Origin of the sequence: Planomonospora alba, assembly GCF_039534085.1 — a bacterium.
In the GTDB taxonomy this organism is placed as follows: Bacteria; Actinomycetota; Actinomycetes; order Streptosporangiales; family Streptosporangiaceae; genus Planomonospora_B; species Planomonospora_B alba.
Genome location: NZ_BAAAUT010000038.1, coordinates 53,451 through 77,214, shown reverse-complemented (window position 1 = coordinate 77,214; position 23,764 = coordinate 53,451). Strand labels below are relative to the sequence as shown.

Sequence of the window (23,764 nt, the reverse complement as noted above, 5' to 3'; positions counted from 1 at the left end):
ACCGCCCCAGGAACACGGGACCCGGCCGGGGAGTCCGTACGGCCCGCCGCCCCGGCGCGGGACCCGGCCGGGAGCCGCACGCCGCCGAGGGCGAACCGGCCGGGGCGTGCGGGGGCCGTGCGGCGGTCAGGACCCGAGGAGGGAGCGCAGGGTCTCGTCGTCGCGGGCGATCACCGCGCGGCCGTCGTCGGTCAGGACGATCGGGCGCTGGATCAGGATCGGGTGGGCGGCCAGGATCGCGATCCACTCGTCCCGGTCGCGGGCCTTGTCCGCCAGCCCGAGCTCGCGGGCCCGCGCCTCGCCCATCCGGGTGATGTCCCACGGCTCCAGGCCCAGCCGGTCGAGGACCTCGGTGAGCTCGGCGGCCGTGGGCGGGTCGTCCAGGTAGCGGCGCACGGTCACGTCCCGGCCCGCGCCGGTGAGCGCGTCGAGGGCGCAGCGGCTCTTGGAGCAGCGCGGGTTGTGCCAGACCGTGGCCATCACTCCACCTCCGCGGGGGTGCCCCCGGTGATGCGGACCAGCTCCTGGAAGGAGGTGGGGAAGACGCTGTGCGGGTGGCCCGCGGCGGCCCAGACGACCTCGTGCCGCTCCAGCCAGGTGTCGACCAGCGTCCGGATGGGGGCCGGGTGGCCGATCGGGGCGACGCCGCCGATGGGCTGGCCGGTGGCGGCCCGGACGAATTCGGGGGTGGCGCGCCGTACCCTGGCGGCGCCGACCCTCTCCGCGATCAGCTCGGTGTTCACCCGGTGGGCCCCGCTGGTGAGCACCAGGAGCGGCTCGCCGTCGGCGTCGAAGACGAGGCTGTTGGCGATGGCGCCGACCTCGCAGCCGAGCTGCGCGGCGGCGGTCGCCGCCGTGGGGGTGGCCTCGGCGAACACGACGATCTCGCCGGAGACGCCGTGCTCGCCCAGGATCGCGGCGACCTTCTCGATGTTCGGATGCAGCTTTTCTGGCACCCGCCCACTCTAAACAGGTCAACCGCTGACTATGGCTTTGTGGCCGATCGCGGAACCATCCAGGCAGGCGTCATGGCCCGCCGGTCCGGTCCGGCGGCGTACGAGGGGATGGATCTGCATGAAGGCTGGACACAGGCTCGGCGTGGCCGCTCTCGTGACGGCGGCCGCCGTACTCCTGCCCTCCCCCGGCGCGGCGGGCGGAGCGGTCGCCGCGTCCGCTCCGCCGGCCGGGCGCGCCGCCCCCGCCGTCACTCCGGACACGACCCTCAGGCCCGGCGCCGGCGGTGCGGCCGTCAAGGCGCTCCAGCGGAGGCTGAAGGCGCTCGGCTACCTCCCCGGCGGGATCAGCGGCCGGTACGGCGAGGCGACCCGGGCCGCGGTGTGGGCCTTCCGGAAGGTCAACGGCCTGGGACCGAGCGCGACGGTCGGGGGGAGGACCTGGAGTGCCCTGGAGCGGCCGCGGGCCCCGAGGGTGCTGGTGCCGCGGGGCAGGCCGACCCGCGTCGAGATCAACCTGCGCAAGCAGGTGATGGTGCTCTACGTCAGGGGACGGGTGAGGCTGGTCAGTCACATCTCCTCCGGCACGGCCCGCACCCCCACGCCGACGGGCGACTACCGCACGACGTGGCGGCGGAAGGGCTGGCACCGCTCGCCGCTGGGCGGGCTCTACAACCCGGTCTTCTTCAACGGCGGCATCGCCCTGCACGGCTCGCTCTCGGTGCCGCTCCACCCGGCCTCGCACGGGTGCGTGCGGCTGCCGATGCACGTGGCCGAGGTCCTGCCGCGCCTGCTCGGCCCGCGCACGCCGGTCCACGTCCGGGGCAGGTTCGCCTACTGATCCCGCGCGCCGCCGGCCTTCCGGGCGTCCGGGTGTCCACAGAGAGATCGAACTTTTGTTCGCCCACCTACTTGACACCATCGATGATCGAATTTATGTTCGATGTAGTGACGTGGGACTCGCGGCTCACGTTGAGGGCGGCCGGTCCGGCCCGCGCCTCCACCCGAGGCGGCGGGGCCGGGCCGGGATCGGACGGGGAGAGGGGAAGCTCCTCGTCCGGCCGCCCGGCGTAATTGTCGGTGGGGTCTGCGACCGTGGCACTACCGGCGAGGATGCCGGGAGCCGCTTGCGACCAAGGAGGCGGAAGCATGACCCCACGGTTCGACGGCCCCGGCGGGCCCCGGCTCTCGCCCACGGTGCGGACGCGCCTGGCCGACGCGCGCGACTGCCTGGAGGAGGCGGCCGCCGCCCGCACCTCGGCGGCGCGTTACGTCGCGGCGCACCTGGCCGCGCTCCGGGCGGCGGCGGCGGTCCTGGCCGCACGCCCCCGGCCGATGGACGGCCGCAGGCGCAGGCTGCGCAGCGCCTGGGAGCTGCTGCCGGAGGCCGAGCCCCGGCTGGCCGACTGGGCGCCCTACTTCGAGGTGAGCGCCGCCAAGCGGGCCTCGATCGAGGCCGGCATGACCCACGCGGTCTCGCCCCGCGACGCCGAGGAGCTGATCTCCGAGGCGGAGCGGTTCGTCGTCACGGTGGAGGAGATGCTCGGCCTGCCCGCCCAGCCCTCGCTGCCGGGCCGCGTCCCCCTGGCGGGATAGGCGCCCGCGCTCCCGGACGGCGGCGAGGGCCGTGGCGGGTGACCCGTTTTCCCTCTCCCGTGGCGGACCCCGGGCCTTCCATGGGGAACCCCCGAACACCGCTTTGGCCGTATTCCCCGGGTTGTGCCGGATCGCCCCTGCTAGGGTGCGGTGAGTGATCGGACTGCGACGAGTCGGCCCCGATGAGTTCGTCTCCCGGCTGGGCTCCGTTCTCGACATCTACACCGCGGCGATGGACCCGCCCGCCGAACAGCTGTCCGGCCGCAGAACGATCATGGGCAACCACGCCACCCACCCCGGCTTCACCTGCCTGTTCGCCGAGCTTCCCGACGGGACGCCGGTCGGTCTCGCCTACGGCTTCCACGGCGCGCCCGGGCAGTGGTGGCACGACGTCGTCCACCAGGCCGTCGCGGAGCGGCACGGCGCCGCCGGCGCGCACGGCTGGCTGGGTGACGCGCTGGAGCTGGCCGAGATCCATGTGCACCCCGGCCACCAGGGCAAGGGGATCGGCCGCTCACTGGTCCTGGGCGTGTGCGAGGACCGTCCGGAGCGCACGGCCGTGCTGTCCACCCGCGACCTGCCCACCGTCGCCAGACGTCTCTACCGCAGCCTCGGCTTCGTCGACCTGCTCACCGCGTTCGTCTTCCCCGGCGGCCACGAGCGCTACGTGATCGCGGGGGCCGTGCTCCCGCTGGCCCCCGAGCGGCCGGGCACCGGCCCCCGCGGGGCGGGGGCGGGCTGAGGCCGCGGTGCCGGAGCGGCGCGGCACCGCGGCGCGCGGCGGCTCAGGCGGTGACCGGGGCGGCCTGCGGCGCGGGGTCGAGGGCCCGGAAGACCTCGCGCGTCGCGCTGGAGCGGTTGAAGGTGATGAAGTGGATGCCCGGCGCCCCCTCGTCGAGCAGGGTCTGGCAGAGCTCGACGGCGTGCTCGATGCCGAGGCGGCGTACCGCGGCGGGGTCGTCGGCGACGGCCGTGAACCGCTCGGCCACCTCGGGCGGGAACGGCGCCCCGGACAGCTGCTCGGAGCGCGCGATCGTGCTCAGCTGGGTGACGGGCATGATGCCGGGGATGATCGGCGTGTCGCAGCCCTTGGCCGCCACCCGGTCGCGCAGCCGCAGGTAGTCCTCCGCCCGGAAGAACATCTGGGTGATGGCGTAGTCGGCTCCGGCCCGGCACTTGCGCACGAAGTACTCGGTGTCGGACTCGATCGAGGCCGACCTCGGGTGCTTGTACGGGAAGGCCGCGACGCCCACGCAGAAGTCGCCGGACTGGCGGATCAGCCGGACCAGCTCCTCGGCGTAGAGCACGCCCTCGGGGTGGCGCACCCACTCCCCCATGGGGTCGCCGGGCGGGTCGCCCCGGACCGCGAGGATGTTGCGCACGCCCGCCCCGGCGAACCGGCCGATCAGGTGGCGCAGCTCGCGGACCGAGTGGTTGACCGCGGTGAAGTGCGCCACCGGCGTCAGCGTGGTCTCATGGGCGAGCCGCTCCACGATCTCGACCGTGCGGTCGCGGGTCCCGCCGCCCGCCCCGTAGGTGACGGAGACGAACGTGGGCCGGAGCGACTCCAGCTCCCGGATCGCGCGCCAGAGCTGCCGCTCCCCCTCGGCGTTCTTCGGCGGGAAGAACTCGAAGGAGAAGGACCGGCCGCCCGCCGCGAGGAGCTCGCGGACGGTGGGCACGCGGTCGGGAAGGATTGAAGGGCGACCCAGAGCCATGCCCCATAGCCTACTGGCCCGGCCGCCGCGCGGGCGGCGTGACCACCTGCCGAGACGCGCGGCCGACCGGCGATCCGTGCCCGGACCGATAATCTCTGTGTATGCCCGCTTCCGCAGCCATGCTGGACACCATCCGCTCCGAGGTGGACCGTTCACTGAGAACGTTCCTCGACCGGCAGCGCCCCGCGTTCGGCTCCCCGGAGATCGCCCCGCTCCTGGCCGCCGCCGAGGACTTCCTCTCCGGCGGGAAACGGCTCCGCCCGGCGTTCTGCTACTGGGGCTGGCGGGGGGCGGGCGGCGCCGCCGACGATCCCGCGCTCTTCTGCGCGGCCGCCTCCCTGGAGCTGCTCCAGGCCAGCGCGCTCGTCCACGACGACGTGATGGACGCCAGCGACCTGCGGCGGGGCATGCCCTCGGCGCACCGCCGCTTCCAGGCCATGCACGAGAAGGAGGGCTGGAACGGCTCCGCCGCGCAGTTCGGTGAGAGCGCCGCCATCCTGCTGGGCAACCTGCTGCTGGTCTGGTCCGGGGAGATGTGGCGGACCAGCGGCCTGCCCGCGGACGCCCTCGGCGCGGCCCAGCCGCTCTACGACCACATGCGCACCGAGCTGATGTGCGGCCAGTACCTCGACCTGCTGGAGCAGGTCCGGGGGGTCAGCACCTTCGACAGCGCGCTGCGGGTCGCGCTGTTCAAGAGCGGCAAGTACTCCGTGGAACAGCCCCTCCGGCTCGGCCTGGTGCTGGCCTCCGGCGGACCGGAGCCGTGGATCGACCGTTTCTGCGAGGAGTACGGCCGCAGCGTCGGCATCGCCTTCCAGCTGCGCGACGACATCCTCGGCGTGTTCGGCGACCCCGCCGAGACCGGCAAGCCCGCCGGCGACGACCTGCGGGAGGGCAAGCGGACGATGCTCATCGCCCGGGCGCTCGCCGCGGCCTCGCCCGCCCAGGCGGAGGAGGTCCGCCGCACGCTCGGCGACCCGCAGCTCCAGGAGAGCGGGGTCGAGCGGCTCCGCCGGGTGATCGAGGAGACCGGCGCGCTGTCCGCCTGCGAGAAGCTGATCGACGACTACCTGGCGGAGGCCCTGCGCGCGCTGGACGGCGCCCCGGTCACGCCGGAGTCCCGCGCGGCCCTGGCCGACCTGGCCGTGGCCGCGACCGCCCGCCGGACCTGACCGGCCGGGGCGGCGGTCTGCGGCCCCGGCGTCCCGGTGGCGCCGACCGGCCCGCCCGCCCGCGGATCCGGTCCCGTCCGCGCCCGCCGGGACACGACGGGAGCGGCCGTGACCGGCGCGGAGCGGGAGCCGAGCCGGTCACGCCCGGACCCGTCTCAGCTCTCCGGAGCGGGCGGCGGGGCGGCGAGCCTGCGGCGGAACTCCGCGGCGGCGGCCTTCGGGTCGTCCGCCTCGGTGATGGCCCGCACGACCACGACCCGGCGCACGCCGTACGACATGACCTCGTCCAGGTTGCCCAGGTCGATGCCGCCGATGCCGAACCAGGGGCGGTCGGTCTCCAGCGCGGCGGCGTGCCTCAGCAGGGACGGCCCCGGCGCGGGCCGGCCGGGCTTGGTGGGCGTCGGCCAGATCGGGCCGCAGCAGAAGTAGTCGACCCCGGGCTCGGCGGCCGCGGCGGACGCCTCCTCGGGGGCGTGGGTGGAGCGCCCGATGAGGATGTCGTCGCCGAGGATGTCGCGGGCCACCCGCACGGGCAGGTCGTCCTGGCCGAGGTGGAGGACGTCCGGGCGGGCGGCGCGGGCGACGTCGGCCCGGTCGTTGACCGCCAGGAGCCTGCCGTGCCGGTCGCAGGCGTCACGGAAGACCTCCAGGAGCTCCAGCTCCTGGCGCGCCTCCAGGCCCTTCTCGCGCAGCTGCACGATGTCGACCCCGCCGGAGAGGGCGGCGTCGAGGAAGTCGGCGAGGTCCCCCCGGTCGCGGCGGCCGTCGGTGCACAGGTAGAGGCGGGCGTCAGAAAGCGAGGGTCTGGGCACGCCGCTTGACCTCGGTGTGGCGGCCGGCGCGGATGGCGTCGACCGGCGACCCCGGCAGGGTGTCGTCGGGGGTGAACAGCCACCGCAGGGCCTCGGCCTCGTCGTATCCCGCGTCGAGCAGCACGGTGATCGTGCCCGGCAGACCCTTGGCGACGTCGTCTCCGGCCAGGAAGGCGGCGGGCACCTGGGGCTCCCCGCCGCCCCGCCGCACCCCGATGAGCTTGTGGTCCTTGAGGAGTTGCTTCGCGCGACCGATGCTGAGGTCGAGCCTCCTGGCGACCTCGGTGAGGGTGAGCCATTCGCCCACCAGTTCGTCGGTTTCCCGGTCGATCTGCGCAACAGAAAGCGTCACGAAGCCACCATTACCACAATGAGCCCTTCACCAAACACTTCACGGCGCGGTCATATCGCCGTACAGTCGCGCAACGCTACAGCAGGATCGGCCAGGCGATCGACATCGAGGCGCTGGCCCCCCTCGATGAGGCGGCGTCCCTGCACCAGGTCGCGCGGGCGGTTCACGGCCAGGACGGCGGCGAGCGTGTCGTCGTCGTTCAGCCAGCAGACCGACCACCGGGTGCCGGCGGGGTCGCCGCGGCCGACGAGGCGGGCGCCGTCGTGGTGCCCGGCGTACTGGACCATGTGGCCGAACTGCTCGGACCAGAAGTAGGGGACCGGGTCGTAGACCGCGCCCTCCCCGGCGCCCTCTCCCAGCAGCGTGGCCACCGCCACGTCGGGGGCGCCCAGGGCGGTGTCCCAGTGCTCGACCCGCAGGCGCCGGCCGTACCGGCGCGACCACCAGGCGGCGCAGTCTCCGGCGGCGACCACGCCGGGCAGCGCGGTGCGCAGGTGCTCGTCGGTGACGACCCCGTCGTCCAGCTCGACTCCCGAGCCGGCCAGCCAGTCCACCGCGGGCCGCACTCCGATGCCGGTGACGACGACGTCGGCCTCGACCGCGGAGCCGTCGGCGAGGGTGAGACCGCCGTGGTCGACGGCGGCGACCACGGCGGCCGTGCGCAGGTCGATGCCGGCCTGGGCGTACCAGGGGGCGGTGTGGGCGCCGACGGGGCCCAGCGCGGCGGCCAGCGGGTGGGCGGCGGCCTCGACGACGGTGACCTCGCACCCGGCCCTGCGCGCGGCGGTGGCGACCTCGGCGCCGATCCAGCCCGCGCCCACGACGGCGACCCGCACGCCCTCGCGGAGCAGCGCGCGCAGCGCGAGCGCGTCGTCGATGGTGCGCAGCACGTGCTGCGGCCCCTCGCCGCGCAGCCGGATCGGGGCCGCGCCGGTGGCGATGACCAGGCCGTCGTAGGCCAGCTCTCCCTCGGTGGTCTCCACCACGCCGGGGCGCAGCCCCTTGGCGGCCACCCCGGGGCGGAAGTCCACCCCCATGGCGTCCAGGTCGGAGTCGACGACCGTGGAGTCGATCTCGCCGAGCAGCACCGCCTTGGACAGCGGCGGGCGGTCGTAGGGCCGGTGCGGCTCGTCGCCGAGCAGCGTGATCGTGCCACCGAACCCGTGCGCCCTCAGCGCCTCTACGCTCCGCACCCCGGCGAGGCCCGCACCCGCCACCACGACATGATTCACACCTCAAGACCCTAAGCTGCGGAAGCGGCCTCGGCCATCCGGTCTCGCATAACGAAACCGGCATTTACCTCACATCTCCGGCGTTGAGTGCGGTGCAGGACCCCTTATGGTGGAGGGCGTAAGACGCGCGGGAGCCCGGCACGCACCGGGCTGAGAGGAGGGCGGCGGACCGGCGGGACCGGTGGGCCGGACGGTGCGCGACAGGCGCCCCGCCGGACACCCGGGTCCCGGGCGCGTTCGCCGGCGGGCCCTCGACCGCCAGGAACCTGATCCGGGTCATGCCGGCGAAGGGAGCGGAGCGCTCATGCCGCACAGTGCCGTACCGCCCGCACCGGGCGGTACCCACGATCTCGTCGTCGTCGGCGGCGGCGTCGCCGGCCTCGCGGTGGCCTGGCGCGCGGCCCGCCGCGGCCTGCGGGTGGCGGTGGCGGACCCCTCCCCCGGCTCCGGCGCCTCGCACGCCGCCGCGGGCATGCTGGCGCCGGTCAGCGAGGTCACCTACACCGAGGAGCCGCTGCTCAGGCTGGGCCTGGCGTCGCTGGAGCGCTGGCCCGCCTTCGCGGCCGAACTGGCCGCCGACAGCGGCCGTGACCTCGCCGCCCTCGACTACCGCACCGACGGCACGCTGGAGGTGGCCTTCGACTCCGACGACCTGGCCGCCCTGGACGAGCTGGCGGGCTTCATCGGCGCGCTGGGGCTGCCGGCCGAGCGGCTGACCGGCCGCGAGTGCCGCCGGCTGGAGCCGATGCTCGCCCCCGCGGTCCGCGGCGGGCTGCTGGCCCGCGGGGACGCCTGGGTGGACCCGCGCCGCGTCACCGCGGCGCTGCTGGCCGCGCTGGAGCGCCGCGGGGTCGCCGTGGTCCGCGCCCGGATGACCGGGCTGGAGACCTCCGGCGGCGCCGTCACCGGGGTACGGCTCGCGCCCGGCGGCGCCCCGGGCCCCGCCGGGAGCGGCTCCGGCCGCGGCACGGGCCGCGAGGGCGGCGCGGTGCTCCGCGGCGACCGGGTGGTCCTGGCCGCCGGGGCCTGGTCGGGGACGCTGGACGGGCTCCCGCCCGAGGTGCTCCCGCCGGTCCGGCCGGTCAAGGGCCAGATCATGCGGCTGCGCTCCCCCGAGCCGGTGCTGTCCCGGTGCGTGCGCGCCTGTGTGCACGGCGGGCGCGTCTACCTCGTGCCGCGCGGCGACGGGGAGCTGGTCCTCGGCGCCACCCAGGAGGAGCTGGGCTTCGACACCCGGGTGACCGCCGGGGGGCTGTGGGAACTGCTGCGCGACGCGCGGGAGCTGGTCCCCGGGGTGGCCGAGCTGGAGGTGGCCGACGTGACGGCCGGGCTGCGCCCGGGGACGCCGGACAACCTGCCGCTGGTCGGCCCCTCCGCCCTGCCCGGCCTGGTGCTCGCCACCGGGCACCACCGGGGCGGCGTCCTGCTGGCCCCGCTCACGGCCGACCTCCTCCTCGGGGAGGACGGCGGCCTCGCGGAGCTGGCGGAGCTCTGCTCGCCCCTCCGCTTCCAGGACCACCGTTTCCAGGACCACCGTTTCCAGGAGCAGCGTTGAACGTGATGATCAACGGCACCGCGCACGAGCTGCCCGCCGAGGCCACCGTGGCGCAGGCCGTACGGCGGCTGACCGACGCCGTCAGCGGCGTGGCCGTGGCGGTGAACGACGAGGTCGTCCCGCGCGGCGCGTGGGAGACGACCGCGCTCGCCGAGACCGACCGGGTCGAGGTGCTCACCGCGGTCCAGGGAGGGTGACGTGAACGGCATGAGCGGCGTGGACGACGAGCTGGTCATCGGCGGGGAGAAGTTCTCCTCGCGGCTCATCATGGGCACCGGGGGCGCGCCCTCGCTGGAGGTGCTGGACGCCGCGCTCGCCGCCTCGGGCACCGAGCTGACCACGGTCGCGATGCGCCGGCTGGACCCGTCGGCGCGGGGGTCGGTGCTGGACGTGCTGCGCCGGCGCGGCATCAAGGTCCTGCCGAACACCGCCGGCTGCTTCACCGCGCAGGAGGCCGTGCTGACCGCCCGGCTGGCCCGGGAGGCGCTGGAGACCGACTGGGTCAAGCTGGAGGTCATCTCCGACGAGCGCACCCTGCTGCCGGACCCGATCGAGACCTTCGACGCGGCCGAGCGGCTGGTCGCCGACGGGTTCACGGTCCTGCCGTACATCGGCGACGACCCCGCCCTGGCGCGCCGGCTGGAGCAGGCGGGTTGCGCGGCGGTGATGCCGCTGGGCGCGCCCATCGGCTCCGGGCTGGGCATCCGCAACCCGCACAGCATCGAGCTCATCGTGGAGGCCGCCGGCGTGCCCGTCATCCTGGACGCCGGGATCGGCACGGCCAGCGACGCGGCGCTGGCGATGGAGCTGGGCTGCGACGCGGTGCTGCTGGCCACGGCGGTGACCCGGGCCCGCAGCCCGGAGCTGATGGCCCGCGCCATGCGCGCGGCGGTGGACGCGGGCCGGGCGGCCCGGCTGGCCGGGCGCATCCCCCGCCGCCGGTACGCGGAGGCGTCTTCCCCTATGAATCCATAAAGATACGGACAAGACTGGCGCCTGTTGGCATCGGTTTGGAACAGGGCGACCATGCGGACCGCAAATCGCCCGTAAACTCGGGCGGGTGGACACGACGCCAACCGATCCCCTCGTCGGGAGACTCCTCGACGGGCGTTACCGCGTTGAGTCCCGGATCGCCCGGGGCGGCATGGCGACCGTCTACGTGGCCCTGGACGTCCGGCTCGACCGCACGGTCGCCATCAAGGTGATGCACCGGGGCCTCGCCGAGGACCCCTCCTTCGTGCGCCGGTTCATCGGCGAGGCCAAGTCGGTGGCGAGCCTGTCGCACCCCAACGTGGTGCAGGTCTTCGACCAGGGAACCGACGGGGACGTCGTCTACCTGTCGATGGAGTACGTGCCGGGGCGCACCCTGCGCGACGTGCTCCGCGACCGGGGCAGACTGCCCGCCCGCGAGGCCCTGGAGGTCATGATCCCGGTGCTCGCCGCGCTGAGCGCCGCGCACCAGGCCGGGATGATCCACCGGGACGTCAAGCCGGAGAACGTCCTGCTCGCCGACGACGGGCGGGTCAAGGTCGTGGACTTCGGGCTGGCCCGCGCGATCGAGGCCACCAACCAGACCCGCACCGGCGTCATGATCGGCACCATCGCCTACATGTCGCCCGAGCAGGTCACCTCCGGCGCCGCCGACGCGCGCAGCGACGTCTACGCGGCCGGGATCATGCTCTTCGAACTCCTCACCGGCCGCCAGCCGTACGAGGGCGAGACCTCGATGGCGATCGCCTACCGGCACGTGCACGACACCGTCCCCGTGCCCTCGGCGCTGCTGCCCGGCTCCCCGCCGCTGCTGGACACGCTGGTGGCCCAGGCCACGGCCCGCGAGACCGCGGGCCGCTTCGCTGACGCCACGGCGATGCTGGTCGCCGCGGTGGACGCGCACCGCATGCTCTCCCGGGAGAGCGGCCCGATCCCCTCGGGACCGGTCCCGTCCGGCCCGGTCCTCCCCGCGCCGGTCACCGGCGCCCACCCGGCGCCGGCCGGCACGGCCCCTCCGCCGCTGCCCCCCGCCAACCCGACGCTGATCCAGCCCCGCGTGGAGGTGCTCACCGAGCCGGCCCCGGCGGGCGCGTCCGTCGCGCTCGCCGGGGCGGCCGCCCCGCGCCGGGGCCCGGCGCCGAAGGTCTGGTTCCTGGTCGCGCTGGCCGCGGTGATGGTCGTCGCGATCGGCGTGACCGGCTGGCTGTTCTCCCGGACCACCACGGTCACGGTGCCCGATCTGGTCACGCACAACGTCAAGCTCGCCGCCGAACAGGCCCGGGAGAAGGGCTTCGCCGTCGAGATCGGCCCGGCCGAGCACAGCGAGGACGTCCCCAAGGACATCGTGCTGCGCACCGTCCCCGCCGCGGGCGCCGAGGTGGAGCCGGGTGCCAAGCTCACGCTGGTCGCCTCCGCCGGCCCGAAGCGGATCGCCGTGCCCAACGTCGTCGGCCTCGACGCCAACGCGGCCCGGGAGAGGATCGCCGCGGCCGGGCTGACCGTCGACGAGGTCAAGCGGCAGGCCAGCGAGACCGTCCCGCGCGACCAGGTGATGCGGACCAGCCCCGCTGTGGGCAACAAGGTCAAGGAGGGCGCCAAGGTCGACCTCATCGTGAGCGCCGGCCTGGTGATGCCCGACGTCACGGGGATGCAGCGCGACGCGGCCAGGAGCGCGCTGGAGAGCGTCGGCCTCGTCCCCGAGTTCGTCGAGCAGACCGACCAGGCCCAGCCGTGCACGGTCATCGCCCAGGACCCCAAGGCGGGCGCGGAGATCGACAAGGGCGCGGTGGCCCGGATGACCCTGTCTGCGTGCGACAACGGCGAGTGGCACTGGCCGTGGGAGAACAACGACCAGGACGTCAGCGACGACAACGTCATCGTCGTCCCGAACGTGGTGTTCAAGGACGTCAAGGCCGCGCGCGACGAGCTGCGCGCGGCCGGGTTCAAGGTGCGGGTGCACAAGGGCCTGAACCGCAACCGCGTGCTGGCCCAGCGCCCGCCGGGGGGGCAGCCCGCTCCCCCGGGCACCGAGGTCACCCTCTGGCACTAGGACCGTCCCGCACGCCGACCGGGGCCGGACCGCGGTGCGCTCCCCGGCCCTTGCGGGGCGGACCGCCCGCCCTGGTAGCCTCCCCCGGATGAACCGCTTCCAGCTCGCCGACCGGATCCACGCCGCCTTCACCGACCGGCACGGCGGGGTGAGCGCCGAGCCGTACGGCAGCCGCAACCTCGGCGGGGCCGTCGGCGACGACCCCGAGGCGGTACGGCGCAACCGGGAGAAGACCGCCGCCGACCTGGGGGTGGACCCGCAGCGCGTGGTGCTCATGCGGCAGGTCCACGGGGCCGACGTGCGCTACGTCGCCGAGCCGTTCGGCGCGGAGCCTCCCCCGCTGGACGCCGTCTTCACCGACGTGCCCGGGCTCGTGCTGAGCGTGCTGGTGGCCGACTGCGCCCCGGTCCTGGTGGCCGACCCGGTGGCGGGGACGGTGGGCGCGGCGCACTCCGGACGGCCCGGCACCGCCGCCGGGGTGGTGCCCGCCCTGGTCGCGGCGATGGCGGAGCACGGCGCCGACCCTGCCCGGATGGTCGCCGTGATCGGCCCGGCGGCGTGCGGGCTCTGCTACGAGGTCCCCGCGGAGATGCGGGCCGAGGTGGCCGCCGCGGTGCCGGAGGCCTGGGCGACCACCCGCCGGGGCACGCCGGCCGTGGACGTGCGGGCGGGCATCGCCGCACAGCTCGCCCGGGCCGGGGTCGGCGACGTCCGGCACGACGCGCGCTGCACGATCGAGTCGCCCGAGCTGTTCTCCCACCGCAGGCGGCGCCCGACCGGCCGGTTCGCGGGCTACGTCTGGCTGGAGGGCTGAGGGCCGCCGGCCGGCCGGAGCGGCTCGCGGGATCCGGGGCAACGGTACGGCCGGGCAGGCGTCCGCCGTCGCGGCCGGCACTCCGCGGGACACTGCCGAGCAGGGCGGCCGGGTCCGGGACCGCCGGTCGGGACGGTCTAGGCCGCCGGGTCCGGCCCGGGCAGGGCCGCGGGGTCGGTGGCGGCCGCCCGCAGGCGCGTGCGGACGGCGGTCCTGGCCCGCCGGTAGGCGGCGGGGTCGTCGTGCAGCAGGGAAACGGCGTTGGCGGTCTCCAGGAACGCGGTCAGCTCGAAGGCGAGCTGGCCGGGCTCGGTGTCCTCGGTGAGCTCTCCGAGCCGGCGCGCGTCGTCGACGGTGCGCGTGACCAGGCGGTTCCATTCGAGGCCCGCCGCGGCGACCGCGTCGCGCACGCGCCCCGGGCGGGCGTCGAACTCGGCGGTGACCGCGAAGAAGAAGCATCCGCCGGGGAAGACCCGCCGCTCGGAGTAGTCCAGCCAGCCGTCGCACAGCCGCCACACCCGCCCCAGGCCCGGTGGCGCGGCCAGTGCGGGCCGGACGACCTCCTGGAGGTAGACCTCCGCCGCGACCCGGACCGTGGCGAGCTGGAGCTCCTCCTTCGAGCCGAAGTAGCCGAAGAGCCCGCTCTTGCTCACGCCGAGGTCGGCGGCCAGCCGTCCGATCGACAGGCCCTCCAGCCCCTCCGCTGAGGCGATGTCCGCCGCCCGGCGCAGGATCCTGTTCCGCGTCCGCTCGTCCCGCGGCCGGCCTGCCATCGCCACCTCTTTTCAGCACGAACGTTCGCTTAATTATGCCGCACGCGGTACGGTGCAAATCAAGCACGAACGTTCGTGCTCGAAAGGAGCACTCATGGACACGTTCTCTCCGGACGTGCGGACCCTGGACCTGCGCGACCTCGACCGCCGGGCCCTGGAGACCGCCGGACACCTGATCACCCGGGTCCGGCCCGAACACCTGGCCGCGCCCACCCCCTGCACGGCGTGGAACCTCGGCGAGCTGCTGCGCCACATGGTGAGCGAGAACCACGGCTTCGCCGCGGCGGCCGCCGACCGGTCCACCGACCGGTCCGCGTGGGACCGCGGCGAGCTCGGCACCGACCCGTACCGCGCCTACCAGACGTCGGCGGCCGCGGTCACCGCCGCGTTCGCCGCCGGGGACGCCTACGACCGGCGGGTCGAGGTCCGGGAGTTCGGCGTGTTCCGCGGCCGCACCGCCATGGCCATGCACTTCGTCGACGTCCTCGTCCACGGATGGGACATCGCCGCGTCCATCGGCGCGCCGTACCCGCTCGACGAGGAGGCCGCGGCCGGCGCGCTGGCGATCGCCGCCGGCTGGCCTGACGTCCCGGGCTTCCGCGGTCCCGGCGCCCCGTTCGGCGCCCGGGTCCCGGTGCGCGCCGGCGCCTCCGCCACCGAACGGCTGCTCGGGCTGCTCGGCCGCTCCCCGGCGTGGGCACCGCCGTCGGCCCCGTCATCGGCCCCGGCATGCTGAGGAGCGCGTGGACGGCCGGACCGGCCGCGGATACGACCGGTCCCGTGCTGGTGGCCGTCACCGCCTTCCGGGCCGACCGGGCACGTGACCTGCCCGGCATCCACCGTTCCGGGCTGGCGCTGCGCCGGGCCTGGCCCCGGCTGGACGGCGCGGTCGGGATGTGGCTGTGGACGGAACCGCTGGAGCGCCGGTGCGGCTCGGTGTCGGTCTGGCGGAGCGAGCAGGACCTGCGGCGGTTCGTGGCCTGGCCGGAACACGTCGCGGTCGTGCGGCGCTACCGCGGGCGGGGGCGGCTGACGTCCACCGCCTGGACGGCCGAGGGTTGCGACCTGCGGGCCGTGTGGGCCCGGGCCCGGCCGCACCTGTCCGCAGCGGGGTCCCCGCCCGCGGGCGCGTGACCGCGGGGGGCGTCCGGCCGGGGAGTGCCGGCCGGGCCCGGCCGGGCGCCGGGAGCACCGCCCGGCCGCCCGCCCCGGCCGCTTCCCGCTCAGCGGTCGAGCACGCCGTGCAGGCGGACCCGGGCGAGCCCGCCGTCGGGGTAGATGTCGACCCTGACGTGGGTGACGGCCGGCCCGTCCTCGATGCGGAAGCGGTGCCGGGTGTCGGGCAGCAGCCGGGTCCTCGGCAGCAGGGCGGTCTCCCCGTCCGGGCCCGTCCCGGTGAGGGAGGCCCAGCCGGGGGCGTTGAACACCAGGTTGGTGGTGTCGATCTCGGCGAGCTTCACGATCCCGGCGCCCGCCAGGCGGATGACCAGCCAGTCGTTGCCGCCGTCGCGGCGGCGCGTGGTCTCCCACCCCTCGGCCTGGTGGCGGGCCAGGCCGGGGGCGACGACGTTGTGGGGCGAGGAGTAGAACGCGTCGGAGCAGGCCGTCACCAGCCCGCCGTTCTCCAGGGCCGCGAGGTCGAGGCTCAGCCCCTCGTGGATCGACAGGTCGGGCCGGGGCTCGCCGTGCACGCGCAGCCGGGCGACGCCGCCGTCGGGGAAGGCGTTCAGCCGGACGTGCGTGTAGCGGCGCCCGTCGGCGACCTCGAAGACGTGCTCGGCGTCGCCCCGCAGCGGGCTCCTGGGGACGATCTCCGTCCACTCGGCGGCCCGCAGCTCGCCGGCCGCGGGGTACCCGTCCACCGCGGCGGCCTCCACCGAGGCGCAGGCCGGGTGGTTGCCGGTGAAGTGGGCGGTGTCGACCACGACGCCGCGGACCGTCCCGGGCACGCCCAGCCGGACCAGCGCCCAGTCGTGGCCGGGCTCGCGGCGGCGGCGCGTCTCCCAGCCGTCGTACACCTGCCCTCTGGCGCCGAAGGTGTGCGGCCGAAAGGACGGGCGGCCGGGCCGGATGAGGTTCTCCTTCTCCGCGAAGGACTCGTCGCTGGCGGCGACGACCGCGCCGCCGTAGGCGCGCAGGGCCAGGTCGGGCAGGTCGGTGAACGCGTTCTCCGGTGGGTTCGCGGGCGGGTTCACGAGCGGGGCCTCTCTCTCGTGCGGACGGGGCCGGTCACAGCAGCACCCCGGCGGGGGTCTCCCCCACCAGGCGGCCGCGCAGCCAGGTGGCCCGGACCACCCCGCGGAGCGTCATGCCGTGGTACGGCGTGACCGGGTTGCGGTGGTGCAGCGCCGCGGCGTCCACGGTGAGGCTCCCGGCGGGGTCGAAGGCGACGAGGTCGGCGTCGGCGCCCGCGGCGATGGCGCCCTTGCCGTCCAGCCCGGCCAGGGCCGCCGGGTTGCGCGCCATCCATCCGGCCACGTCGGCCAGGCCGTACCCGCGCCGGGACGCCTCGGTCCACACGACCGGCAGGCCCAGCTGGAGGGAGGAGACGCCGCCCCAGGCGGTGGCGAAGTCGGGCGTCTTCAGGTCGGGGGTGGACGGCGAGTGGTCGGAGACGACGCAGTCCAGCACCCCGTCGGCCAGGCCCCGCCAGAGCGCCTCCCGGTTGCCCGCCGAGCGGATCGGCGGGCAGCACTTGAAGGCCGTGGCGCCCTCCGGCACCTGCTCGGCGGCGAGCGCGAGGTAGTGCGGGCAGGTCTCGGCGGTGACCCTCACCCCGGCCCGCCGCGCCCGCGCCAGCGGCTCCAGGCAGAGCGCCGAGGAGACGTGCAGGATGTGGACCCGCGCGCCGGTCTCCGCCGCCAGCGCGATCACCAGCTCGACGGCGCGGCGCTCGGCCTCGCCCGGCCGGGAGCCGAGGAACTCCGGGTAGGTCGGCCCGGCGGGCTCGGTGAGCAGCGCCGGATCCTCGGCGTGCACGAGCACCAGGCCGTCGAAGGCGGCCGCCTCGGCCAGCGCCGCCTTCAGCCGCGCGGCGTCCAGCGGCGGGAACTCCGCCACGCCCGACGGGGACAGGAAGCACTTGAAGCCGCGGACCCCCGCCTCGTGCAGGGCGCGCAGGCCGCCGAGGTTGCCGGGGACCGCGCCGCCCCAGAAGGCGACGTCGACCGCGCACGCCCCCGCCGCGGCCCGCCGCTTGGCGGCCAGCGCCGCGGGGTCCACGGTCGGCGGGAGCGAGTTGAGCGGCATGTCCACGATCGTGGTCACCCCGCCCGCGGCGGCGGCCCGGGTGGCGGTGGCGAAGCCCTCCCAGTGCGTGCGGCCGGGCTCGTTGACGTGCACGTGGCTGTCGACGAGCCCGGGCAGCAGCGCCACGTCGCCCAGCTCGACCCGCTCGGCCGCCTCGGGGACGGCGTCCGGGCCGTGCACGCCGGCGATCCTGCCGTCCCGTACGGCGACCGCCGCGGGGCGCTCCCCGCCGGGCAGCACCACCCGGCGGGAGGTGATGACCAGATCGTGCACGGGCGTCCTCCTGGGGTCGGCGGGGACGGGCCCCGCGGCGCTACCGGGGTGCGGGGGCGCCGGGGACCGCCGGGGCCGCGGGCGCCGCCGGGGCCGCGAGCCAGTCGGCGGCGAGCTTCGCGGCGAGCCGTTCGAGCAGCGGGCCGGCCTCGGCCATGCAGCGCGCGGGGTCGGGCTCGATGTCGGTCAGGGCGTAGGCCGCGCGGATGCCGGCCGCCCGCAGCTCGTCGTCGCCGAGGGCGCGGCGGCCGCAGACCGCGACGACCGGGACCCCGGCCTCGCCCGCGGCGGCGGCGACCCCCGCCGGGGCCTTCCCGCGCAGCGTCTGCTCGTCCAGGGAGCCCTCGCCGGTGACGACGAGGCGGGCTCCGGCCAGCCGCCGCCGGAAGCCGAGCAGGTCGAGCAGGTACTCGATGCCGGGGCGGATCTCCGCCCGCAGGAAGGCGACGGCGGCGAAGCCCACGCCCCCGGCGGCCCCGGCCCCCGGCTGCGCGGCCACGCCCATGGACCGCACGACGCCGTCGTGCTCGGCCGCGCCGGCCAGGCCGTGGGTGTGCGCGGCGACGGCGGCCAGCCGGGCGAGGCCGGCCTCCAGGACCTTCACGCCGTCGGCGTCCGCGCCCTTCTGCGGCGCGTAGACGGCGGCGGCGCCGTACGGGCCGAGCAGCGGGTTGTCCACGTCGCAGGCCACGACGAACTCGACGCCGCCGAGCGCGGTCATCCCCGAGGTGTCGATCCGCTCCAGGGCGCGCAGCGCGGCCCCGCCGGGCGGGAGCTCCCGGCCCTCGGCGTCCAGGAAGCGCACACCGAGGGCCGCCATCATCCCGGTGCCTCCGTCGGTGCAGGCGCTGCCGCCCAGGCCGAGGACGACCCGGCGGGCGCCGCGCCGTACGGCGTGCGCGATGAGCTCGCCGGTGCCCCGGCTGGTCGCGGTGAGCGGGGCGAGCCGGACGCCGCCGTGCGCGGCCGGTCCGGCGTGCCGGGCGGAACCGTCCCCCGCGGGCGCGGCCTCCACCGGGCCCGCCCCGGCGGAGGCGTCCCGCGCGGGCGGCAGGCGGCGCAGGCCCGAGGCCTCGGCCAGCTCGATCACGGCCGTGGGCACGGCCGGGCCGGCCTCCCCGGCGGGGCCGCCGGGCGTGCCGGAGGGGTGCCAGGCGTAGGCGGCGAGGACCGGCTCCCCCACGGGACCGGTGACCTCGACCTCCACCCGTTCGAATCCGCAGGCCACGACGGCCTCGACGGTGCCGTCCCCGCCGTCGGCCACCGGCAGCGCGACCACGGCGGCCTGCGGGCCGAGTCCCGCGGCGACCCGGGTGGCGACCTCGGCCCCGGTCAGCGACCCCTTGAACTTGTCCGGAGCGATGACGATGTGCCCCGACGACTCAGACAACCTTGCTCCCTGGTGGAGAATCGGCGGGCCCGTGCCCCCTCCCGGTGCGAGCGGGCGGGACCACGTGCCGGGATGCGGTGATGTGGAGGACCATCATCACATTCGTCCCGGTGCCGGGCCGACCTGCCCGGCGGTTGTGAGACCCCGCTCCCGCGCCAGGCGGAGCAGGCGGCGGTGGGCGGCGCCCCCCGCCCGGCCGAGCGCGTCCTGGGGGGCCGTGCGCAGCTCGTCGTCCGCCACGACCGTCTCGCCGCCGACCAGCAGGCGGGCCAGCGGCGGCTGGCGGCTGCCGAGGACCAGGGCGGCGACCGGGTCGGCGACAGCCGAGCCGAACGCGGTGTCCGTCCGCCAGAGCGCGATGTCGGCGAGCTTGCCGGGCTCCAGCGAACCGATCTCCGCCGCGCGGCCGAGGTTCCGCGCGCCGCCGAGGGTGGCGATCTCCAGGGCCTGGCGGACGGTCAGCGCGGCCGGGCCGTACCGGGCGCGCTGCACGAGCAGGGCCTGGCGCATCTCGCCGGACAGCGAGGTCAGCTCGGCCGAGGCGCTGCCGTCCACGCCGAGGCCGACGACGGCGCCGCGCCGGAGCATCTCGGAGACCCGGGCGATCCCGGCGCCGAGCCTGCCGTTGGAGCTGGGGCAGTGCGCCGAGCCGGTGCCGGTCCGGGCGAGGAGGTCGATGTCGGCGTCGCCGAGGTGCACGGCGTGGGCGAACCACACGTCCGGGCCGAGCCAGCCGAGCTTCTCCGCGTAGCCGACCGGGCGCAGGCCCAGCTGGGCCAGGCAGTGCTCCTGCTCGTCCAGGGTCTCGGCGAGGTGGGTGTGCAGGCGCACGCCCCTGTCCCGGGCCAGCGCCGCGGACTCGGTCATCAGCTCGGCGCTGACCGAGAACGGCGAGCAGGGCGCGACCGCGATGCGCAGCATGGAGGAGAAGGAGGGGTCGTGGTGGGCGTCGATCGCCTCGGCGGTGGCGGCGAGGATGTCGTCGGGCTTCTCGACCACGCTGTCCGGCGGCAGGCCGCCCGCCGAGCGGCCCCGGTCCATGGAGCCGCGCGCGGGGTGGAAGCGCAGGCCCACCGCGCGGGCCGCCTCGACCTCCGCGGCGAGCAGGTCGCCGCGGCCCTTGGGGAAGACGTAGTGGTGGTCGGAGGAGGCGGTGCAGCCGGACAGCGCGAGGAATGCCAGGCCGGCGCCGGCCGCGCCGTGCACGACCTCGGCGTCCATCGCGGCCCAGACCGGGTAGAGCGCCACCAGCCACTCGAAGAGCGTGGCGTCCTGGACGAGCCCCTGGCTGGCCCACTGGTAGAGGTGGTGGTGGGTGTTGACCAGGCCGGGGGTGGCCAGGCAGCCGGTGCCGTCGATCCGCTCCGCCCCCGGCGCGGCGGGCGCCGGGCCGGGGCCGAGGGCGGTGATGCGGTCGCCGTCGATCCGGATGTGCCCGCGGGGGATCTCCTCGCCGACGACCGGGGCGAGGTAGGCGTTCTCGATGACGACGGTGCGCGCGCCGGCGCCGGGGGCCGGCGCGCCCGCCGCCGGCGCGGGCCGGTTCCCCGACGGGTCCGTGGGCCGCTTCCCGGGCGGGCCCGCGGGCTGGTTCCCGGGCGGGCCCGGGTGCGGGCTCACCGGCGCTCCGCCCTGCGGGCCGCGGCGAGCCGTACCGCGTCGAGGATCTTCTCGTAGCCGGTGCACCGGCACAGGTTGCCGGCCAGCGCCTCGCGGATCTCCGCGTCGGTGGGCCGCTCGACGCGCGCCAGCAGGTCGTGGGCCTGGACGACGAAGCCGGGGGTGCAGAAGCCGCACTGCACGGCGCCGCACTCGACGAACGCCCGCTGGACCTCGTCGAGCCGGCCGCCGCCGGCGAGCCCCTCGACCGTGCGGACCTCGCGCCCCTCGGCCTGCCCGGCCGCGACCAGGCAGGCGCAGACGGGCACGCCGTCGAGGTGGACCGTGCAGGAGCCGCACTCGCCCTGCTCGCAGGCGTTCTTGGAGCCGGGCAGGCCCAGCCGCTCGCGCAGCACGTACAGCAGGCTCTCCCCCTCCCAGACGTCGTCGGCGGTCTCGGTGCGGCCGTTGACGGTGAAGGTGACGCGCATCAGCCGGTCCTCCTCGCGCGGGGCGCGGCCCGCAGGTCGTTCCAGGCCCAGGTCAGGGTGCGGCGGGCCAGCACGGCCAGGGCGTGCCGGCGGTAGGCGGCGGTGCCGCGCACGTCGTCGATCGGGGAGGCGGCCGCGGCGGCCAGCTCGCCGAAGCGGGTGAGCACGGCGGGGTCGAGCGGCGCGTCCCAGTCGAGCTCGGCGGCGAGGAACTCCTCGGCGGCCGCGGCCCGGCGGGGCGTCGGCGCGGCCGAGCCGACGCCGGTGCCGACGCGCCGCGCGACCGGGTCGAGGGCGATCGCGAAGGAGCAGACCGCGATCACCATCGCGTTGCGGGTGCCGACCTTGGCGAAGTACTGCGGGCCTGCGGCGGGGCGCGTCCAGAAGGCCCGGATCAGCTCGTCGGGCTCCAGGGCGCTGCGCTTGACGCCGAGGTAGAAGTCGTCGGCCGGGATCATCCGCGTGCCGCGCGCGGCGGAGGCGGCCTCGACGACCGCGCCGGCGGCCAGCAGCGGCGGGTGGCCGTCGCCGGCGGGCGAGGCCGTGCCGAGGTTGCCGCCCACGGTGCCGCGGTTGCGGATCTGCGGTGAGCCGACCGTGCGGGCGGCCTGCGCGAGGCCGGGCAGCCGGTCGCCGAGCTCGGTGATCAGCCGCGCGTACGGCACGCCCGCGCCGACCCGGAGCCGGCCGTCCGGCGCCTCCTCCCAGGCGGCGAGCTCGGTGACGCGGGTCAGGTCCAGCAGCGCGTCCGGGCGGCGGACGCCGAAGTTGAGCTCGACCATCACGTCGGTGCCGCCCTGCAGGGGCACGGCCTGCGGCCGTTCCGCCTTGGCGGCCAGCGCCTCCGCCCAGGTCGCGGGTCGCAGGAAGTCCATCGCCGCTCCCGTCAGTCCCACGCGGAGCCCGCGCCGGGGGCGTCCTCGGTCAGCACGGCGCCCTCGATCAGCCCGTAGGGCCGGTCGGCGGCGAAGTAGACCTCGCCGGGGTTGTCCAGCCCGAACGGCTCCAGGTCGACCAGGAAGTGGTGCCTGTTGGGCAGCGCCAGGCGCACCTCGCAGATCTCCGGGCGGCCGGCGAGGACGCTGCGTCCCATGGCGTAGAGGGTCTGCTGGAGGGAGAGGCTGTGGGTGCCGGCGAACGCCTCCAGCAGGCGGCGCCGTACCTCGCGGTAGGACCCGGCGAAGTCGGAGTCCGGTGAGACGTGCCGCCAGCGCGCGCGGACGGCGGTGGCCAGGACGCGGTCGGTGGTCGGCTCCAGGGTGGTGTACGCGTCGCGGATGAACCCGTGGAACTCCGAGCCGGTCGTGTTGAGCACCGTCAGGTCCCTCAATCCGGAGACCACGGTGCTGCGGCCGCTCTCGTCGTGGTGGACCAGGCAGGTGCGGACCTCGGTGCCGGCGCGGACGAAGGAGTGCCGCCGCTCCCCCGCGCCGGGGGCGGCGGGCGGGATGCGCTCCCAGGAGTACTCCTCGATCTCCACCCGGGCGTGGCGGATCGTGGGCTGGGAGTCCACGAAGTGCCGGGCCAGCGCCAGCGCGAAGTCCTCGATCTGGTCCACCCCGCGGGAGCGGGCGAGGGCGTAGACGGTGTTCTTCTGCGTGTCCGTGGGGAGCACGGCGGCGTTGTCCCCGGTCAGGTGGACGGCCTCCATGTCGCCGGAGAGCGCGGTGCTGACGCTGAGGTCCTTGAGGTGGTGGACGCCGCCGTCCCTGACGACGCGGACCAGGCGGGTCTCCGCCTTGCCGTAGCGGTTGGGCCCGAGGACGACGGCCACGCTAGCTCCCCCTGTAGGTCGAGTAGGCGAACGGGCTCAGCAGCAGCGGGACGTGGTGGTGCTCCGCCGGGTCGGTGACGGTGAAGGCGACGCAGACCTCCGGGTAGAAGGCGGCGGCACCGCGGGCGGCGAAGTAGGCGCCGGTGTCGAAGAGCAGCCGGTGCACGCCCGCGCCCGGCGTCCAGCCCGAGATGCGGCCGTCGGCGTCGGTGCGCCCCTCGGCGACCACCGTCCCGTCCGCGCGCGCCAGCCGTACGGCGACGCCCTGGGCGGGCCTGCCGAGCGCCGCGTCCAGCACGTGCGTGGACAGGCTCACGGCTCCTCCCCCAGCAGCCGCTCCAGCCGGAGCCGGGTGATCTTCGCGAGCTCGGCGCGGACGGTCCGGCGCTCGGTCTCCTCGTCGGCGCCCAGCCGCCCGCGCAGCCGGGCCAGCATCTCCTCCGCCGGCAGGCCGGTGGCGCAGACCAGGTAGACGTGGCCGAAGCGCTCCTCGTAGGCGCGGTTGCCCGCGGCGAGCGCGGCGAGCACCTCCGGGTCCGCGCCGTCCGTGCCGGACTGCTCCCGGCGCGACCAGGCGGCCCGGCGGCCGGGCCCGGCGGCGCGGTCCGGGATGCGCGGGTGCGCGGCGAGCGCGGCCAGCACCTGCGGCCAGTCGAGGCCGAGCACGGCGGCCTCGGCGGCCGCGGTCAGCTCGGCGACGTCCCGGTACGGGCGCCGCCCGGCCACGGCGCGGGCGAAGGCGGGCGAGGCGCAGCACTCCAGCAGCCCGGCCTCGGCCTCGGCCGCGCCGAGCGCGTTGAATCCGGGCAGCGCCGTCCCGGGCGCGCAGGGCCTCACCGGGACCCCGCCGGGGGTGTCACGTTCGGCATGCCAGCAGTACACACACCGATCCGGTCCGGGCTCTTCAGCGAATCGCCACCACAGAAGGGAAATCATCCGGCAGGTTTCCACAAGCGGCACGTCCGGCGGCC

27 protein-coding genes are annotated in these 23,764 nt (G+C 76.1%); 11 read left to right on the top strand and 16 right to left on the bottom strand.

Annotated features, from left to right (window positions below):
- Window positions 1-126: 126 nt before the first annotated feature.
- Both ABD823_RS22565 and ABD823_RS22560 read right to left on the bottom strand, forming a co-directional pair.
- A complete protein-coding gene (locus ABD823_RS22565) occupies window positions 127-480 on the bottom strand; it encodes an arsenate reductase family protein (RefSeq protein ID WP_344862756.1) in 354 nt (117 codons plus the stop codon).
- Window positions 480-956, bottom strand: a complete 477-nt coding sequence (locus tag ABD823_RS22560; RefSeq protein WP_344862754.1) for a YbaK/EbsC family protein — start codon at window positions 954-956, stop codon at window positions 480-482. The genes ABD823_RS22565 and ABD823_RS22560 overlap by 1 nt, the downstream gene beginning before the upstream one ends.
- 118 nt (window positions 957-1,074) lie before the next feature.
- On the opposite strand from ABD823_RS22560, the gene ABD823_RS22555 reads away from it, so the two are divergent.
- The 3 genes from ABD823_RS22555 to ABD823_RS22545 all read left to right on the top strand — a co-directional run bounded on the left by ABD823_RS22555 (window position 1,075) and on the right by ABD823_RS22545 (window position 3,291).
- Window positions 1,075-1,794, top strand: coding sequence for a L,D-transpeptidase family protein (locus tag ABD823_RS22555; RefSeq protein ID WP_344862752.1), 720 nt, complete (start codon window positions 1,075-1,077; stop codon window positions 1,792-1,794).
- A 308-nt stretch (window positions 1,795-2,102) separates the two neighbouring features.
- Window positions 2,103-2,549: an SAV_6107 family HEPN domain-containing protein gene (locus ABD823_RS22550; protein WP_344862751.1), complete on the top strand. Its 447-nt coding sequence runs from the start codon at window positions 2,103-2,105 to the stop codon at window positions 2,547-2,549.
- A gap of 154 nt (window positions 2,550-2,703) precedes the next feature.
- Window positions 2,704-3,291, top strand: coding sequence for a GNAT family N-acetyltransferase (locus tag ABD823_RS22545; protein ID WP_344862750.1), 588 nt, complete (start codon window positions 2,704-2,706; stop codon window positions 3,289-3,291).
- Between the two features lie 43 nt (window positions 3,292-3,334).
- Here the strand turns inward: ABD823_RS22545 and metF are convergent, their stop codons facing one another.
- On the bottom strand, window positions 3,335-4,267 hold the full coding sequence (gene metF, locus ABD823_RS22540) for a methylenetetrahydrofolate reductase [NAD(P)H] (protein ID WP_344862748.1): 933 nt from the start codon (window positions 4,265-4,267) through the stop codon (window positions 3,335-3,337).
- A 101-nt stretch (window positions 4,268-4,368) separates the two neighbouring features.
- Between metF and ABD823_RS22535 the strand changes: the two genes are divergently transcribed.
- On the top strand, window positions 4,369-5,439 hold the full coding sequence (locus ABD823_RS22535; RefSeq protein WP_344862746.1) for a polyprenyl synthetase family protein: 1,071 nt from the start codon (window positions 4,369-4,371) through the stop codon (window positions 5,437-5,439).
- 155 nt (window positions 5,440-5,594) lie between these two features.
- On the opposite strand, the gene thiE is transcribed toward ABD823_RS22535, so the two are convergent.
- Genes thiE through ABD823_RS22520 form a run of 3 tightly spaced genes read right to left on the bottom strand, consistent with a single transcriptional unit; the run spans window position 5,595 to window position 7,835 of the window.
- The gene (gene thiE / locus ABD823_RS22530) at window positions 5,595-6,251 is read right to left on the bottom strand and encodes a thiamine phosphate synthase (protein ID WP_344862744.1); all 657 of its coding nucleotides are present in this window, start codon (window positions 6,249-6,251) and stop codon (window positions 5,595-5,597) included.
- Entirely contained in the window at window positions 6,229-6,603 is a 375-nt protein-coding gene (locus ABD823_RS22525) for an Rv2175c family DNA-binding protein (RefSeq protein ID WP_344862742.1), read from the bottom strand. The genes thiE and ABD823_RS22525 overlap by 23 nt, the downstream gene beginning before the upstream one ends.
- A gap of 50 nt (window positions 6,604-6,653) precedes the next feature.
- A complete protein-coding gene (locus tag ABD823_RS22520) occupies window positions 6,654-7,835 on the bottom strand; it encodes an NAD(P)/FAD-dependent oxidoreductase (protein ID WP_344862740.1) in 1,182 nt (393 codons plus the stop codon).
- Between the two features lie 304 nt (window positions 7,836-8,139).
- Between ABD823_RS22520 and ABD823_RS22515 the strand changes: the two genes are divergently transcribed.
- From ABD823_RS22515 to pgeF, 5 genes are all read left to right on the top strand, one after another.
- Complete coding sequence (locus ABD823_RS22515) at window positions 8,140-9,390, top strand: FAD-dependent oxidoreductase (RefSeq protein WP_344862738.1); 1,251 nt, start codon at window positions 8,140-8,142, stop codon at window positions 9,388-9,390.
- Window positions 9,387-9,587: a sulfur carrier protein ThiS gene (gene thiS, locus ABD823_RS22510; RefSeq protein ID WP_344862736.1), complete on the top strand. Its 201-nt coding sequence runs from the start codon at window positions 9,387-9,389 to the stop codon at window positions 9,585-9,587. Before ABD823_RS22515 ends, thiS begins: the two co-directional genes overlap by 4 nt.
- 10 nt (window positions 9,588-9,597) lie before the next feature.
- Window positions 9,598-10,365, top strand: a complete 768-nt coding sequence (locus ABD823_RS22505) for a thiazole synthase (RefSeq protein WP_344862766.1) — start codon at window positions 9,598-9,600, stop codon at window positions 10,363-10,365.
- Window positions 10,366-10,450: 85 nt separating this feature from the next.
- Window positions 10,451-12,430 (top strand): Stk1 family PASTA domain-containing Ser/Thr kinase, encoded by a 1,980-nt coding sequence (gene pknB, locus ABD823_RS22500; protein ID WP_344862734.1) that lies wholly within the window; start codon window positions 10,451-10,453, stop codon window positions 12,428-12,430.
- Between the two features lie 88 nt (window positions 12,431-12,518).
- On the top strand, window positions 12,519-13,244 hold the full coding sequence (gene pgeF / locus ABD823_RS22495) for a peptidoglycan editing factor PgeF (protein WP_344862732.1): 726 nt from the start codon (window positions 12,519-12,521) through the stop codon (window positions 13,242-13,244).
- Window positions 13,245-13,381: 137 nt separating this feature from the next.
- On the opposite strand, the gene ABD823_RS22490 is transcribed toward pgeF, so the two are convergent.
- Window positions 13,382-14,017 (bottom strand): TetR/AcrR family transcriptional regulator, encoded by a 636-nt coding sequence (locus ABD823_RS22490; protein ID WP_344862730.1) that lies wholly within the window; start codon window positions 14,015-14,017, stop codon window positions 13,382-13,384.
- A 94-nt stretch (window positions 14,018-14,111) separates the two neighbouring features.
- On the opposite strand from ABD823_RS22490, the gene ABD823_RS22485 reads away from it, so the two are divergent.
- Window positions 14,112-14,753 carry a TIGR03086 family metal-binding protein gene (locus ABD823_RS22485; protein ID WP_344862728.1) on the top strand — a complete coding sequence of 214 codons (642 nt, stop codon included), beginning with the start codon at window positions 14,112-14,114 and terminating at the stop codon, window positions 14,751-14,753.
- 44 nt (window positions 14,754-14,797) lie between these two features.
- Window positions 14,798-15,151 (top strand): hypothetical protein, encoded by a 354-nt coding sequence (locus tag ABD823_RS22480; RefSeq protein ID WP_344862724.1) that lies wholly within the window; start codon window positions 14,798-14,800, stop codon window positions 15,149-15,151.
- An 89-nt stretch (window positions 15,152-15,240) separates the two neighbouring features.
- Here the strand turns inward: ABD823_RS22480 and alc are convergent, their stop codons facing one another.
- The 9 genes from alc to uraD form a co-directional block, all read right to left on the bottom strand.
- A complete protein-coding gene (alc, locus tag ABD823_RS22475) occupies window positions 15,241-16,212 on the bottom strand; it encodes an allantoicase (protein ID WP_344862722.1) in 972 nt (323 codons plus the stop codon).
- A 34-nt stretch (window positions 16,213-16,246) separates the two neighbouring features.
- Window positions 16,247-17,539, bottom strand: a complete 1,293-nt coding sequence (gene allB, locus ABD823_RS22470; RefSeq protein WP_344862720.1) for an allantoinase AllB — start codon at window positions 17,537-17,539, stop codon at window positions 16,247-16,249.
- 40 nt (window positions 17,540-17,579) lie between these two features.
- Window positions 17,580-18,929: a glycerate kinase gene (locus tag ABD823_RS22465; protein WP_344862718.1), complete on the bottom strand. Its 1,350-nt coding sequence runs from the start codon at window positions 18,927-18,929 to the stop codon at window positions 17,580-17,582.
- A 96-nt stretch (window positions 18,930-19,025) separates the two neighbouring features.
- Window positions 19,026-20,414 carry an 8-oxoguanine deaminase gene (locus ABD823_RS22460; RefSeq protein WP_344862764.1) on the bottom strand — a complete coding sequence of 463 codons (1,389 nt, stop codon included), beginning with the start codon at window positions 20,412-20,414 and terminating at the stop codon, window positions 19,026-19,028.
- Between the two features lie 131 nt (window positions 20,415-20,545).
- Entirely contained in the window at window positions 20,546-21,019 is a 474-nt protein-coding gene (locus ABD823_RS22455; protein ID WP_344862716.1) for a (2Fe-2S)-binding protein, read from the bottom strand.
- Complete coding sequence (locus ABD823_RS22450) at window positions 21,019-21,894, bottom strand: FAD binding domain-containing protein (RefSeq protein WP_344862714.1); 876 nt, start codon at window positions 21,892-21,894, stop codon at window positions 21,019-21,021. Before ABD823_RS22450 ends, ABD823_RS22455 begins: the two co-directional genes overlap by 1 nt.
- Before the next feature lie 11 nt (window positions 21,895-21,905).
- On the bottom strand, window positions 21,906-22,793 hold the full coding sequence (gene pucL, locus ABD823_RS22445; RefSeq protein ID WP_344862712.1) for a factor-independent urate hydroxylase: 888 nt from the start codon (window positions 22,791-22,793) through the stop codon (window positions 21,906-21,908).
- Window position 22,794: 1 nt separating this feature from the next.
- On the bottom strand, window positions 22,795-23,109 hold the full coding sequence (gene uraH, locus ABD823_RS22440; protein WP_344862710.1) for a hydroxyisourate hydrolase: 315 nt from the start codon (window positions 23,107-23,109) through the stop codon (window positions 22,795-22,797).
- Window positions 23,106-23,675, bottom strand: a complete 570-nt coding sequence (uraD, locus tag ABD823_RS22435; protein WP_344862708.1) for a 2-oxo-4-hydroxy-4-carboxy-5-ureidoimidazoline decarboxylase — start codon at window positions 23,673-23,675, stop codon at window positions 23,106-23,108. The genes uraH and uraD overlap by 4 nt, the downstream gene beginning before the upstream one ends.
- Between the last annotated feature and the right edge of the window lie 89 nt (window positions 23,676-23,764).

Coding starts and splice junctions, on each gene's coding strand:
- ABD823_RS22565 (WP_344862756.1), bottom strand. CDS start 480: ATGGCCACGGTCTGGCACAACCCGCGCTGCTCCAAGAGCCGCTGCGCC.
- ABD823_RS22555 (WP_344862752.1), top strand. CDS start 1,075: ATGAAGGCTGGACACAGGCTCGGCGTGGCCGCTCTCGTGACGGCGGCC.
- ABD823_RS22550 (WP_344862751.1), top strand. CDS start 2,103: ATGACCCCACGGTTCGACGGCCCCGGCGGGCCCCGGCTCTCGCCCACG.
- metF (WP_344862748.1), bottom strand. CDS start 4,267: ATGGCTCTGGGTCGCCCTTCAATCCTTCCCGACCGCGTGCCCACCGTC.
- ABD823_RS22535 (WP_344862746.1), top strand. CDS start 4,369: ATGCCCGCTTCCGCAGCCATGCTGGACACCATCCGCTCCGAGGTGGAC.
- ABD823_RS22515 (WP_344862738.1), top strand. CDS start 8,140: ATGCCGCACAGTGCCGTACCGCCCGCACCGGGCGGTACCCACGATCTC.
- ABD823_RS22505 (WP_344862766.1), top strand. CDS start 9,598: ATGAGCGGCGTGGACGACGAGCTGGTCATCGGCGGGGAGAAGTTCTCC.
- pgeF (WP_344862732.1), top strand. CDS start 12,519: ATGAACCGCTTCCAGCTCGCCGACCGGATCCACGCCGCCTTCACCGAC.
- ABD823_RS22490 (WP_344862730.1), bottom strand. CDS start 14,017: ATGGCAGGCCGGCCGCGGGACGAGCGGACGCGGAACAGGATCCTGCGC.
- ABD823_RS22485 (WP_344862728.1), top strand. CDS start 14,112: ATGGACACGTTCTCTCCGGACGTGCGGACCCTGGACCTGCGCGACCTC.
- ABD823_RS22455 (WP_344862716.1), bottom strand. CDS start 21,019: ATGCGCGTCACCTTCACCGTCAACGGCCGCACCGAGACCGCCGACGAC.
- ABD823_RS22450 (WP_344862714.1), bottom strand. CDS start 21,894: ATGGACTTCCTGCGACCCGCGACCTGGGCGGAGGCGCTGGCCGCCAAG.